Raw genomic sequence first — 15280 nt, 5'->3', positions numbered from 1 at the left:
TAATTTTGTCGATTTGAATTTTCCAATTATGGGCATTACAAACTTGCACGTAAAAATAATACTCCATCCTTATTATAGTACTACTTACCCCTGCAACATACTAATAACACGCCCAAAAATTTAATACTTAATATACATCTAATTAAATAATGCCTATGTTATAATCAAATTCAATAGTTTAAGTGATTGGAGATGTGTTAATGGTAAAAAAACCGTTATTAATTAAATTTTTGATCTCATACTTATCCATTCTTATACTACCGATTGCCGCTATATTGGCATATTATTATCCGTATTCTACTGCTATCGTTAAAGATAAAGCTAGTGCTTGGAACATGCATGTGACAGAGCAACTGATGAACTCTATGGATATCTTTACGAAGTATGCTTACAATCTCCCCGCAGAAATTATGCAAAATCGTGCAATCAAACCATATATGGCTCCTGAAAATGAATATCAGAAAGTTATTATCGCTAGTGAGATGCGCAAATATAATATTACGGATGCATTTATAGAAAATTCATTACTGTATCTTAATAATATCGATTATTTTTTCAGCAAAACTGGAAGCGCATACACAATAGATGATTTTTCAAAAAAAGGGGTAGGTTATGTATATGAACAATGGTCTACTGAACAAATGTACCAAGATCTGAATAACGCTACAGAACCTATCATTAGACCTGTTGAAACTGTATATGTCCCTGGTGGTCATAAAGTTAATCTACTTAGTTTTGTATTACCTATGCCAATAGGTGGAAGTAATTCACCTGGCTCAATGCTTATTCTTGTGAAAGAATCTACTATTCTGAATATGATGGAATCTAGCAGTGATACTTATAATGGTATCTTTATGATTACTGATGACAATCAGCGTTGTCTTGTCTCATCAATAGGCTGCAATGATATTATAAATTCTGAGTTCAATCAGCTCTTGTCCTACACTGATGAACAATTTGATAATCATCAATTTATTACACTTAATGAAGAGCAATATATCATCTCAAGAACGACATCCGAAATTAATCAGTGGAACTATATTCGATTGTTACCAATATCAGATACGATTCAAGATATAAGAAGCATTCAGTTCAATACGTTAATATTATTAGGGGTCATCATTAGTATTACTGCATTAATTATTTATTTTTCGTTGCGTTATAACTATCATCCGATAAAAAGACTCGTTGAGTTATCTACAAAACTATTTGCTGACGAGAGTAGAACTCCGAAGAATGAAATTGAAACGATCCATTATGCACTTGATCAACTATCAACGACAAAAGAGAAACTAGGGGAACAACTTGAACAGACTAGACCTAAAATTAGAGATAATATTCTATTCCAACTCGTATTAGGTAATTTTGAAAATTGGGATGCATTCGAATCTGAAGCTCACTTGTACAATATTAATTTCTCTAACGAATGTATTACCGTAGTGATACTCTCTGCTGAAAGTGATCATAATAGTGTAATGATTCTTAAACATTGCAAAGCCAAGTTCAAATTGTTGGAAGACGGAATTATTCCTTATGTGTTCAAAAGCCAATATAATCATGAAATTATCATTATAATCTCTCATAAACCAATGGATTCATTACAATCTTATATTTCCTTATTACAACAAGAGCTACTTGAAGTTCTCGAGTTAAATAGTCTAATTGGCATTAGTTTAAGCCATCACAAAGATAATATTAAAGTGTTTCATTATGGCTATTTGCAAGCCTCACGTAGTATAGAGCAAATTCGATTCCAGCGAACCAACACAATTGTTACTTATAATGACGCTCAGCAACCTTCTACTGGTGTCGTGTCTTACCAAACTGAATTAATGCAAACATTAGAATTAGCGATATTAAAAAACGATGCTGATCGTATTGCATCACTAATTCAACATATTCAAACGTATATGGGTGGCACAGGAATGCCTGCACATGTTATTCGAACGATATATCTCAATACAATGAGTATATTATTCAATACACTCGAACGCTTTAATAAAGATAACGATACTTCTCTGCATAATATTGAATTCATATTCCAAAATCGCTACTCCTTGGATCAGATGCTATCTATTATGACAGATACAACGAATAAGCTATGTGAGATTATTAAGCTTACCCTTCCTACATCACGAAAAGCATCAAGTGAAAACATATTAGCATTCGTTGATTCGTACTGGCATGATTCTAATCTCTCATTACAATTTATGGCTGATCACTTTGAGATGTCTGTGTCAAATTTTAGCTATCACTTCAAAAAAACAGTCGGTCATAATTTCAAAGAGTATATCGATCAGTTAAGAATTCAACATTCTATTCAATATTTGAAATCATCTAATGAACCGATCGAAATTATTGCACTTAAAGTTGGCTATATGAATTCTTCTAGCTTTATTCGATCCTTCAAAAAAATAACAGGATCTACACCTGGGCAATATCGAGAGAATATGAAGTAAACTTACCGCTAATTACTTCGCTTTGAATAAGCGAAGTAATCAGCGGTTTTTCTATCAGATGATCCACAATTTTCGTAGAATATACAATTTTCAAATTCAGAAAATTGTATATCGTATATAACCGCATAACCACAGTCAATTAAAGCGCTTTCAATAATTGTTGACGACTCAATTCTTGGTCGTTTACAGCCTCGTTGCAATCACGATAAAGTTAGGGAGCCAAGAACAATATCTCCATACTTTTTATCTCTTCGGCAAACTTAAATATAGGGGGAACATTTATGAAAAAAGTTATTTCTATGTTACTTGTCATCATGTTATGTGCATCATTAGTTGCAGCGTGTAGTAAGTCAGAAGAAAATACCGGTGGCAGTTCTGACCCAACTGGAAGCAATGGAAAAAAGGCTAAACTAACTGCAATTATTGTTAAACATCCTCTAACGAAACCTTTAGCAGAAATGGAATGGCTTCAAGAAATTGAAGAGAAAGCGAACGTGGAAATTGAATGGCAAGAAATCACGGCAGACTGGGATCAAAAGAAAGGCCCAATGTTAGCAAGTGGTGACATTCCTGATCTATTTGTTGGTCCTACCGTAATTACGGATGCCGATTTTGCTCAATTCAATGGTTTGTTCCAAGATATTAATGAACTGATGGAATTTGCCCCTAATATCGAAAAAATGTTCACTGATAAACCAGAAACAAAAATTATTGCTACACAAACCGATGGTCGTATATTAGGTTTACCAAAATATCAACGTTTCTGGCCAGACTCTGTAAACCGTCAATATATTAACCAAGAGTGGTTAGATAATCTTCAATTAGAAATGCCAACGAACTGGGATGAACTCTACAACGTACTTGTAGCATTCAAAGAACAAGATGCGAATGGTAATGGTGATACTACCGATGAAATCCCTATGGATTGGACTGGTGGTATTGGTGGCTTCTTCAACCCAGCTGTTATGCTAGGTGGATCAGGAATTAATCTTTCCTCCGATATCAGTGGTCAAGGTTATTTCGTTGAAGATGGTAAAGTGAAAAACTATCTTGTAGACGATCGCTATAAAGAATTAGTTGTCTTCCTTAACAAATTGTACAGCGCTGGGCTCATTAATACTGAAGTGTTCACGCATGATTACACGAAATTCCAATCCGTATCTCGTGGCGAAGGTGATAATGCCAAAGTAGGATTTACTTGGGGTTGGGTAGGATCTGACAGATTCGGTGAGCAACTAGCTCCTCAATATACGTCTATGGCTCCACTAAGATCAAGTAGTGCGTACACTGGTGATGTATCTTGGAGTTATGATTCCAATACATTAAACTACTCTGCTAATAATATTGTAATGTCTGCAAAATCTAAAAATAAAGAAGCTGCAATGCGCTTCATTAATGAACTATATGCACCTGAAGTAGGTATTCAAGTACTATTCGGTTCAATCGGAACTAATATTGCGAAAAATGATGATGGTTCTTATGCAGTACTACCTCCTAAAGAAGCTCAAATGGACCCAGGTACTTGGAAATGGACGTCTACATGGGCAGATAACGGTGGATTCTACATCTCTGATGACATTAAGCTTACATTAGGTACAGACATGCAAGAAGTGCTTAATGATTCTGAAATACTTAAAGATGCACTAGGAAAAATTAATCCTGAAGAAGATATTTTCCCAAGCGTATTTATTAAATACACGAGCGATGATAATAACATCATGAGTCTTAACAACACTAATATTATGAACTTAGCGAATACAAACTTTGCAAAATGGATAACATCTGACGGCGTTCAAGCAGAGTGGGATGGCTATGTTAATGAAGCGGTTAAAGCTGGATTGAATCAAAATCTAGAGATTATGCAGAAATATTTCGACGAGTACAAAGCTAAAAACTAATGAATAACTAGAGGAGGGTATTTACACTTACTACGATCCCCTCCTCTTCTATTTAATAAGGAGTATGCATATGAAACTAGCTATCAAATCGAAATCTATGATTCGAGATTATCAATTATGGTTAATGGTTCTCCCTGCAATTATCGCTATTATTATTTTCAACTACATTCCAATGTACGGAATACAGTTAGCTTTTAAGGATTTCGACTTTAGTAAAGGATTAACTGGAGGAGAGTTTCGAGGTTTTCATTACTTCACGCAATTTATAGACAATTATCAATTTGGAACGTTAATGAAAAACACTTTTATCATTAGTTTTGCAACGATCATCATTGGCTTTCCTGCTCCAATTATTCTTGCTTTATTGTTGAATCAAATTCGAATTAAGAAGTTCAAGCAAATCATGCAAACAACCGTTTACTTACCACATTTCATCTCCATTATTGTTCTTGTGGGTATGTTGAATGTATTACTTTCGTCAGAAACGGGAATTGTAGGCCATTTTATGAAAGCGCTTGGACTCGGACATATTAATCTATTAGCTTCAGTCAATTCGTTCATTCCGGTCTATGTTCTATCGGATATTTGGCAACATTGTGGATGGAATAGCATTATTTTTTTAGCAGCATTATCAACTGTTGATCCACAACTTTATGATTCCGCCAAAATAGATGGAGCTAATCGCTTCCAAATGATTCGTCATATTGATCTACCAGCCTTAAAACCGACAATTATCATTCTCTTTATTCTAAGTATGGGAAATATACTTGGTACTGGTTTCGAAAAAATCTTCCTTATGCAAAATAATCTTAACCTTCCTGTATCAGAAGTTATTGCAACCTATGTCTATAAAATTGGTATCGTATCTAACCAATTCAGTTATGCTTCAGCCATTGGGTTGTTCAATACAGTAATCAATTTTGCATTCCTAATTAGTATGAATGCCATATCGAAGAAAGTATCGGATACAAGTTTATATTAGACAACCTTGCATACACGTAAACAGAAAGGAGATTTGCGATGACCTTCAAATCAAAATCTATCGGTGAAATATGCTTTACGATTGCATTAGCTATTCTCTGTGTGCTCATTTTCTTATTAATTGCTTACCCACTATATTTCATTATCATCGCATCTATTAGTGATTCTGTACTAGTCTCAACGGGAAAAGTTTTATTATTCCCTAAAGGCGTAAGCTTCTTCGGTTACGGGGAAATTTTTAATGATAGCCGTATTTGGGTAGGATATCGCAATACTATTCTTTACACCGTTGCAGGCACAGCAGTAAATCTACTTGTCACATTACCTGCAGCCTATGTGCTTTCTCGCAAAGAGTTCAAAGCTGGGAAAATTATTATGTTTGCCTTTGTCTTTACAATGTTCTTTAATGGTGGCTTAATCCCAACCTATCTACTAATGAAAGATTTAAATATTATTAATACGATATGGGTATTTATTGTACCTTTCTGTGTGAACGTCTTCTATCTCATTATCGCACGAACATTTTTCGAAAATTCATTACCAAAAGAAGTATATGAGGCAGCTGCAATGGACGGTTGCTCACATTTCACCTACTTTATCAAAGTAGCTTTGCCACTTTCCAAAGCATTGATTTCTGTTGTTGGACTATACTATCTCGTAGGTCACTGGAATGATTTCTTTACAGGTCTAATCTATATTCGCAGTAATGAGCTCCAACCACTGCAAATCGTCTTACGAGATATTCTACTATCTAACCAAGTTTTCTCTAGTGGAGCTGGTTCAGGCGGCGGTGCAGGCGGTTATGCGCAACGTTATGCAGATCAGATTAAGTACGGTGTCATTATTATCTCAACATTGCCAATTCTTACTGTTTACCCTTTCATTCAAAAATACTTTGATAAAGGCGTAATGATCGGTTCTGTTAAAGGTTAATACTCATGAATCAAAAAGGGGAAGTTCGTCTGCAGTTCCAACTACAGATGAGCTTCTCCTTCTTATTTATAATAATGGTTTTAACTATTCTTCTTGAAATGACATTTCTGATCCTGTTATATGATAACCATCCTCATCATGCTTAATAACTTGTATGTAGTTACTATTGGGATTAACAATCCATACCGTATCCTTATCCATTTGGACCACGGAAATTTGCTGCGGAGTATAATTTTGAGGTACACCTGTAACATGAACTGAACGTTGGTCACCATTCGTTAATGAATTTACTGCCCATATAGTTAAAATACTAATCCATATCATGATTACTACAATAAACGCTTTATTAGTTTGTAACATTTAAACCCTCCTATTAACTTATAATTGTGGTTAGCTTACAGTTCTAATATTGCTTTCACTATAAATAACGTCATTGAATTAGTTAATGTTGCTAATTATTTACATTCAATATTAATGAATTTTATTATACTTATGCAGTGAATACTCCTTATAGGTAATCTCACTAACTAATTTACCCAGTCATGCTATACTTGTTGTTATTGTCTCACAAGAATCTGTTAGTTTCATGATTACCCTTATACAAATGAAAGAAAGTTTAGTACAATGATCAAAGTTATTCAGCATGATAAAGGATAGGGTGAATATGAAAGTTAATTCTTCAAAAGTAACATTTTTTGCTTCGCTTCAATGGGTATTTTTTATTTTTGCAAACATTGTTGTCGTACCGATTTCTATCGGATTGGCATTTGATCTACCTACATATGAAGTGGTAACAATTTTACGAAGCTCTCTAATTATTACGGGTATCGCTTGTATATTGCAGGGATTGATTGGTCATAAGTATCCACTACTAGAAGGTCACTCCGGCGTTATATGGGCATTAATGTTGAATCTAGCTGCCTCAGCACCTACGCTAGGACTAAGCTTAATAGATGTTGGCGGTGGCATAGCAACAGGTATGTTATTGGCAGGTGCAGTCATTATACTACTATCTGTTTGCGGTGCTACCCCAATCATTCAGAAAGTATTTAGCCCGATGGTTATGAATGTATTTCTAATGCTATTAACATTCCAACTTGCATTTATCTTCTTCAAAGGAATGTTGAAAATTAATGTTGATGGGACACTTGATGTTGCCATTACAGTCTTTTCAGTCATCGTTGCGATTTTTGTAGCCGTTCTTAAAATCAAAGGAAATACGTTAATCGGTAACTTCTCACTCTTGATTGGTATTATTGTTGGATGGATAGCATATGCTTTGATTTTCCCGACAGAGAGTATGATGACAACAGGCGAGGGAGCACAACCTGCATTTAGCTTGTTCCCATTAGGTAAGCCAAATCTACAGTATGGAATTATCTTTATTACTTTCCTTGGCTGTATGATTAATATGAGTAATACTTACGCATCAATTACTGCAGCATCTAAATTAGATAATAGTTCACCGAAACCTAAGCAATTTCGTAATTCACTGTTTTTAACTGGAGTATATAGCGTCGTTGCTTCATTGTTTGGTCTAGTATCGTATGCTCCATTTGCTTCATCCGTAGGTTTCTTGGAAAGCACACAAATCTATGATAAGAAGCCATTTCTAATTGCTGGCGGTATTATAACTGTTCTTGGAATTATTCCGTCTCTTGGTCTAATGCTAGCAACCATTCCGATTACAGTTGGAAACGCGGTTCTGTTCATTGCATATTTGCAGCTACTTGGAACAGCATTAAAGGGAGTACAAGGATATTCCTTCAACTCTATTTCTATTCACCGTATTGCGATACCGATATTAGTTGGAGTTAGTTTATTAGCAACTGATCCAAAAATATTCTCTAACTTTCCATCACTTGTTCAACCTCTATTAAGTAATGGTTTTATTGTTGGAGTGTTGCTATCCATACTATTGGAAACGACAGTGAAATGGGACAAGCCAAAGCAAGAAAAGATAACCTCATCATAAAGCGTAGATATGGAGCTGTTCGTACCGTCATTCACATGACGTTATGGATGCAGCTTCATATTTTTTTCCGTGTAATCATTTTCTTGTTAATATTGTGAAAAAAATCACATAATTTTCAGAAGTTATGATTTATACTTAACTTATCAAACAAAGAGATGGAGTGATTACAATGACTGATCATACAACGAAAAACTTATTACAGTTCTGCTACACTTGCCCTGATGCGCCAAACTGTGAAACTGAAGAAAAATGTAGAGCTTGCTGGACAGAAAACGAATTGCAAGATGAGAAATTGGAAGCAAACCTAACAACTGAGGAGTTACTGAGACAGTATGCATTCTAACCGTATGAATTTCAGGAGAACATATGAACAAAAAAGGTCGAGTATAGGGAGCGTTAATCATCCCTTATACTCGACCTTACTTTATTAAATAGGTAGTTTAAAAAGCAGACTTTGATAACGATGATTGGCTTAGTAGTATCATCGACGTCGAATATGAAGCGAACTTGGCAAGTCCGGTACGCGTGTACCAATTATGTACACTTGCGTTTCCTCCTTCCTCAAGTAGCTCTTCATCTTCTCGGTTCTGAAAGCCTGCTTTTAAAACCTTTTATGAAAGAGGTAGTTCAAAAAAGCGGACTTTGATAACGAAGTGACTCAGGCAACTTAAACTGCCTCTAAGCAGCAATAAACTACAAGCCTACCTTATTTCCTCTTTCTAAACGAGAAATTTGTTGTTCACCTTTATCAGCTAATTCTCTGAATTGGTTAATTGTATCCCTCATTCTTGGTAGAGCATCCTGCTTATACGTACTAATCGAGTCTAGCGCCGATAACACGTCGGTGAAAGCCTGCTTTAACGTATCAACTGAAACACTTGCTTCCAGCGATTGCTTATGAATTTCTGCACCTTGTTGCTTTAACATTTTTGAAGTACCGCTAATTAGATTATTTGTAGTTTCATTAAGTAATTCAATTTTTTTCAATACGATCTTTTGATTATAAAGTGCACTCGCTACAGTAACTGCGATTTTCAGGGCAGATATCGTAACATTCCTTGCTCTGTCTACCCCTCTAATTAACTCCTTATTATTACGAATAACCACTTCCATAGCCATAATTCCTTGTTGATTAACAACCTGCATTTGTTGCAAATCCATCACACGTTGACGTAGAGGGAATAATACCTCTTCTGTAATAAATCTAATTTTATTCTCATCTTCATTACGCTGCTTAGCTGCTTCGATCTGAGTCTCAATCTCTGCATCCATTAACACACCTAATTGAATTTCTTTCTGCAACCTTTTCGTTAACTCTCTAAGCGTTTGTTGTTCCAATTCTAACGTCGTGTTATCGTTTTTCAATACCGTTTTCCCTTTATCTAAGGAAACAACAATTTCAGAAATCATCGAATCTGCTTTTTGATACTTTGCAAAGTAAACACGTAAAGGATTGAACAACTTACCTAAGAAGCCAGTTTTAGTAAAGTCAATAATACTAGGATCAAGATCTTTTAATTGTAAATGAAGCTCAGTCAGTCCTTTAGCTACTTGACCGCCTTCATCTCCAGTCTTCGATAAATTCCCAACCGAAACTTGTAACATTGAATTTTTTTCTGAAGAAGATCTCATCGTACTCATACCGAAACCTTCAATCGATTGCAGTACTTCCGAACGCTTTTCGAACGATTCAATATCTAGCGCTAAAATTGCATTAACATTGTTAGCAGCTAATTCCTTTAACTGTGTTACCTCAGCTGGTTCAGGTTTAACTTCCTCTTCAATTACAGCCTTTAATTTTTCAGGTGTTACAACTTCCATAGAAAATGTCATAGCATAGCCTCCTATAATTTTTGGTTATTAAGATTGCATGGTCTTGCGGTGTGTACCGTTCAAGTACACCAGCTTCTGTTTATGTAATATCAACCTAAAATTCACATCAAGCGAGTGTACGTCTTTAGTACACAAGCAAATGCAAGCTTCCGACAGGCATCATCTTCGACAATAAGCTACGTTAGCATAATCATCGTGATCACAGTCGGATGTTTTGAGTTTCTTTTTCGAAATTCACACCAAGCGAGTGTACGTCTTTAGTACACAAGCAAATGCAAGCTTCCCACAGGCATTATCTTCGACGCCGAATCAACCTCGAAGCTAATCATCGTGATCACAGTCGAATGTTTTGAGTTTCTTCTTCGAAATTCATACCAAGCGAGTGTACGTCTTTAGTACACAAGCAAATGCAAGCTTCCGACAGGCATTATCTTCGACGCTGAATAAGCTATGTTAGCATAATCATCGTGATCACAGTCGAATGTTTTGAGTTGCATCTTCCAATGAAGGCTCAAAACATTCGGCTGTCAGTACCAAGAAGATGCTCTCCAGCGAAAACGAGTAGCACAGTGTACGTTATTGGTACACGAGCACACGCAGGCTTTCGATGGAGGGCATATTCGACGCCGAATCAACCTCGAAGCTAATCATCGTGATCACTGTCGGATGTTTTGAGATACATCTACATTTGGACGTTTAACAAGTTGCTTATTTTGTACACCACATCATCCGTATCAGCGTTAATGCTAGCTGCTTCGTTAATACTAGATATGCTCTTTAACGCTTCAATATTAGCATTGTAGCCAATCGTGTATACTGGAATTTTGTAAGTCTCTATCAAGCCTTTAATGTCTTTCAATGAATGTCCTTCATTCGTTTCCCCATCACTTAGCACGAAAATAATCGGCTTCACATTAGGGTCAAGCTTCATTTGCTCTTGTAGTAACTTCATTGCTACAACAATGCCATCAAATGTAGCTGTCCCACCACCTGCTTGCAAGCTATCAACCGCACCTACAAACATAGATTGCTGATTCGTATCGTATTTACCAATAGGAAGATTGATCGTCACATTACTAGAATATGATACAAGACCAATACTATTATCTCTTCCCAAATACTTTTGCCCCTTCATCAACGATTCTTTCAATCGGTTAAGTGGCTCACCATCCATACTTCCAGATATATCTGCAACAAACATTGCCGCAACTGGCTTATCGCCATTTTTCTTTTCTTTCCAAAGCTTCTGAGCAGCAGTTAATAATGTACCTTCTACCGGTTCTAACTCAGATTGATATTCTTCTAGACCATTAAACCCTTTATCATTACCTAATTTTTGATATTTATCTTGTGCGACAAATTCAGCAAATTGTTTAATAATATCTCTTTTGAATTGTGGTAGATCACCTAAAGCATATAATGGACTATCATGTCTCACACCAAATGGAGTAAATACATAGCCTGTTTTCAAGTCAGCTGTATTTACGAACGTCTGATATTCTAATACAAATGCGTCTAACATACCTGTCTTCGCAGCTTCACGCATTTGAATCGTTGTAGAAGCAATAAAAGGAACATTGGCTTGGAATCTCTCAAACCCTTGAACAGCCTTATCACTTAATAAATCTTCATTATCAAATGTCTGTAAAGTTGTTACTAGAAAATTTAATCCCGTTGAGCTTGCGAACGGATCAGTATAGCCCATAGCTAATTCATTGTCTGCTATCGCATCGGTTACCGTCTTCACATTGAGCGCACCGTATTTATCTACTAACTCATCGTATTTAGCTTTAGTTGATACAATCCCTGGTACATTACCTACAAGTCGCTTCGTTACAAGCTCTGTTTGTATTCCTTCCGCTTTCACCATCTCTCCCCAAAGCTCATTGGATGGAGTGAATGCATCAGGAATATACTTACCTGATCTAATAAAATCTGTAGCTGTACCCGAAGCAATATTTCGAATCTTCACCGAAACTGTCTTCCCATCAACCTGAATTCCTGCTTTATTAAATTCATTGGCAACTTCATTTAACCAACCGTCAATACCTGTACCTGATTTCTCAATAGATGAAAATATTTCTATGTAACTATCCGTTGTATTTTCTACGGATATACCGAATTTAGAGATATCGGGTAAAGAATCTCCAACAGCTACAGGATCTAGATCAACTTGACCTTTAATCTGTTCTGCACTTGTAACTTTAATATTTTTGTATAGCTTATCTAACTTTTTGTCTGCATCTTCCTCTGAAACTTCCGTACTCGTTTTTCCTATATTAGATGTCAAAGTGATTCCTAGATATACAAGTCCAAATACAATGATTGTAATAACTATTAATATAGCAAACGCTTTTCCTTTATTCGCCATTTCCAATCCCCCTTATTGCTTATAAAATTTTGTTTGTCCGATCAATTCATCTATTTCTTTCATGCAAGGCATCTCCTCAACATCTCTATAATCTGAGCTACCTAATAGTGAAATTTCTAGAAGTAATTTATCTAGCTTTAGCAAAATCTCTTCATTTGCTCCAACATATCCTTTTACATAATTGACATATTCATTATGGAGCTCAAACTTTTGTTGCATTAGCTTATTAGAAAAAGAAGCTGATCTCGGCTCGGCAATAAACTCTGATAATTCCGAAGCATCAAATACATTTAGTTTATTAATAATTCCTTTAATATTGGATAGGAATAATGTTTCCACTGCTATAATAACTGCAGCAAACTTTTTGTAACTAAGTTCTGTTGTTTCAAATCTTTCATTAAGAATGTCATGTAACGTAACCTTCTTCTTCTCCATTCGTTCTAATTGATCAATCGACAGATCAATTTCCTGCTTCAGTACTTTATTGTGTCTGTATTGCAGCAGACCTTCCTTATAATCTTCTTGAGACTTAATATCTTTGACTGCTAACACTACAGGAGACTTGAATAGTAATGTATAACTTCCATATATCAGCACAAGGGCACTAATAATTAAAATCGTTATACTAGAAGCTGTTTCAATAGCATTGCTTCCCCCTATTGTTAATCCTACTAATCCAGGAGACAGCATGATGATATTAATTAATACAATTGCTACCACAAGTCCAAACAGCTTTACTACCTTGATGTTACTCACCATACATACCTCCTCAAAGGATGTCCTTAATCGAGACTTGAATTATTGCTTAAGCACACGTCTGCAAAAGAAATTCAGTAATTCCCTTACTATTTTATCATATAAATTTTGGATAATCGTTATTTATTTTCTTCAAATGGAAACTTAACACTTTGATACGTGTTTTGTAGTGGATCGTTTCAATTTTTAATGCAGGATCACATGATCATCTCGTTAAACAATGTATAAAAATAAATAACCCACAACTATATTCATTGAGGGTTAGCTTTTTCATTATGTATCTATTAAATTGCTTCACATATGCCTCAATACTAAGTTATTTTACTACCATAATATCTATGTTCCACATAACAAAAAAAGCACCATCAACAATAAACGTTAACTACGTTAATTATTGATAGTGCTTCTATAATAAAACTTAAAATTATTTTGCTCTACGAACCTTTAATTGCTTACCCTTAACGGTAGTTTCTCTCATGACATCAAGCACAAGTTGTCCTTTTCCGTTCAAGATTTCAACGTCCGTCACATTGTCAAGAATCGTAATAATCCCAATATCCTCGGCAGTTACACCTTCAATTTTCGCTATCGTTCCTACAAAATCAACTGCTCTAAATTTCTTCTTCTTACCACCGTTGAAGTTAAGCTTCATAATCTGCTTATTCAACTGCTCACGTTTGTCTTTCTTCAACTCTGGTCCAGCACTTAATTTATTATTGAATGCCTCTCTGCGAAGATCAACAGCATCCTCGGAAGGTGCTTTTACACGAGGGATAGCAAAACCAATATACTCTTCAATATCGTTCAATCGTCTACCATCCGAAGGCGCAACGAAAGTGATCGCTTTACCTTGCTTACCCGCACGACCAGTCCTTCCTGTGCGGTGAACATAGCTTTCTTTCTCAAGCGGAATATCATAATTAATAACATGCGTAATATTTGTAATATCAATACCTCGAGCAGCAACATCCGTTGCCACTAAGTAACGGAACTGACCTGTTCGAAATGCATTCATCACTTCAAAACGCTCTACTTGCTCCATACCACCATGTATGCGATCTACAGGGTAGTCACATTCGACCATTTCTCTATACAATTGGTCGACATGTTCCTGTGTACGACAAAAGATAATGCAGCTATCTGGGCTTTCTACAATAAGTACATTTTGTAGTAATGCTAACTTGTCCGCTGGCTTCACTTCAATAAGGGAATGCTCGATCGTTGATGTCGTTAAACCGCTCGCTTTAATCTCAATTTCAGTAGGGTTGTCCATATATTGACGAGAAAGCTTAGCTACATCTTCAGGGAAAGTCGCCGAGAATAACATCGTTACTCGATCATTAGGAATAGCTTGAATAATCGCTTGTACTTGTTCAATAAAACCCATGTTCAACATTTCATCTGCTTCATCAATAACAAGGTACGAAATACGTTCCAGTGAAAGTGTACCTCTTTCAATATGATCATTCACTCGGCCAGGTGTACCTACGACCATATGGGTACGTTGTTTTAACTCTGCTCTTTGTACATGGAAAGGAGATTTACCATACAAAGCCGTAGACTTAATACGTTTGAAACGTCCGATATTCGTTAAATCTTCATTAACCTGCACTGCTAGCTCACGTGTCGGCGTAAGAATTAATGCTTGTGGCTTATTCTCATTCCAATCGACTAGCTCACATAGTGGAATACCATATGCTGCCGTTTTTCCACTACCTGTTTGTGATTTTACAACAAGATCCTGATTTTGCAACGCTACTGGAATAACTTTAGATTGCACTTCTGTCGCTTCTTCATAACCTAAGCTATGCAGCGCTCTAACAATCTCTTCACTTAATTGATAATCTGTAAATTTCTTTTCGCTCATTATTGACCTCTTCTACGGTATATTAGTTAACCTATCTTAAATAGGATAAATTCGTTATTAAATGTTACTTAATCTATTATACTCGGAAAACTGCTTTATTATAGTGACTGTTTTTGAACTTCCTCTTCCAATAAAGGTTCATAGCAGCGAGCTTTCAGAACCGAGAAGATGAAGCGCTACTTGTGGAAAGAGGAAACGCAAGTGTAA

General features: G+C 35.8%; 11 protein-coding genes. 6 read left to right on the top strand and 5 right to left on the bottom strand.

All coding sequences use genetic code 11. The features are described 5' to 3' along the window. Positions 1-200 precede the first annotated feature (200 nt). The 4 genes from NV377_RS21325 (at position 201) to NV377_RS21310 (ending at position 6271) form a co-directional block, all read left to right on the top strand. On the top strand, positions 201-2459 hold the full coding sequence (locus tag NV377_RS21325) for an AraC family transcriptional regulator (protein ID WP_258202823.1): 2259 nt from the start codon (positions 201-203) through the stop codon (positions 2457-2459). A gap of 281 nt (positions 2460-2740) precedes the next feature. Beyond that, entirely contained in the window at positions 2741-4357 is a 1617-nt protein-coding gene (locus NV377_RS21320) for an extracellular solute-binding protein (protein WP_258202822.1), read from the top strand. Positions 4358-4427: 70 nt separating this feature from the next. Next, positions 4428-5339: an ABC transporter permease gene (locus NV377_RS21315; protein ID WP_258202821.1), complete on the top strand. Its 912-nt coding sequence runs from the start codon at positions 4428-4430 to the stop codon at positions 5337-5339. A 38-nt stretch (positions 5340-5377) separates the two neighbouring features. After that, positions 5378-6271, top strand: a complete 894-nt coding sequence (locus NV377_RS21310; RefSeq protein ID WP_258202820.1) for a carbohydrate ABC transporter permease — start codon at positions 5378-5380, stop codon at positions 6269-6271. 84 nt (positions 6272-6355) lie between these two features. On the opposite strand, the gene NV377_RS21305 is transcribed toward NV377_RS21310, so the two are convergent. Then, a complete protein-coding gene (locus tag NV377_RS21305) occupies positions 6356-6631 on the bottom strand; it encodes a hypothetical protein (protein WP_258202819.1) in 276 nt (91 codons plus the stop codon). A gap of 304 nt (positions 6632-6935) precedes the next feature. Here NV377_RS21305 and NV377_RS21300 point away from each other — a divergent pair, with 304 nt between their 5' ends. Then, on the top strand, positions 6936-8246 hold the full coding sequence (locus NV377_RS21300; RefSeq protein WP_258202818.1) for a uracil/xanthine transporter: 1311 nt from the start codon (positions 6936-6938) through the stop codon (positions 8244-8246). Between the two features lie 169 nt (positions 8247-8415). Next, a complete protein-coding gene (locus NV377_RS21295; protein WP_258202817.1) occupies positions 8416-8589 on the top strand; it encodes a hypothetical protein in 174 nt (57 codons plus the stop codon). A gap of 350 nt (positions 8590-8939) precedes the next feature. Here NV377_RS21295 and NV377_RS21290 read toward each other — a convergent pair whose 3' ends face one another. The 4 genes from NV377_RS21290 to NV377_RS21275 form a co-directional block, all read right to left on the bottom strand. Next, positions 8940-10079 carry a toxic anion resistance protein gene (locus NV377_RS21290; RefSeq protein ID WP_258202816.1) on the bottom strand — a complete coding sequence of 380 codons (1140 nt, stop codon included), beginning with the start codon at positions 10077-10079 and terminating at the stop codon, positions 8940-8942. A gap of 682 nt (positions 10080-10761) precedes the next feature. Further along, on the bottom strand, positions 10762-12450 hold the full coding sequence (locus tag NV377_RS21285) for a vWA domain-containing protein (RefSeq protein ID WP_258202815.1): 1689 nt from the start codon (positions 12448-12450) through the stop codon (positions 10762-10764). A gap of 12 nt (positions 12451-12462) precedes the next feature. Beyond that, positions 12463-13209 carry a hypothetical protein gene (locus NV377_RS21280; protein WP_258202814.1) on the bottom strand — a complete coding sequence of 249 codons (747 nt, stop codon included), beginning with the start codon at positions 13207-13209 and terminating at the stop codon, positions 12463-12465. A gap of 421 nt (positions 13210-13630) precedes the next feature. After that, a complete protein-coding gene (locus NV377_RS21275; RefSeq protein ID WP_258202813.1) occupies positions 13631-15073 on the bottom strand; it encodes a DEAD/DEAH box helicase in 1443 nt (480 codons plus the stop codon). Positions 15074-15280 lie beyond the last annotated feature (207 nt).

The organism is Paenibacillus endoradicis (assembly GCF_024721975.1).
The sequence above is the reverse complement of the archived record's forward strand: the minus strand, read 5'-3'. Positions and strand labels throughout refer to the sequence as shown.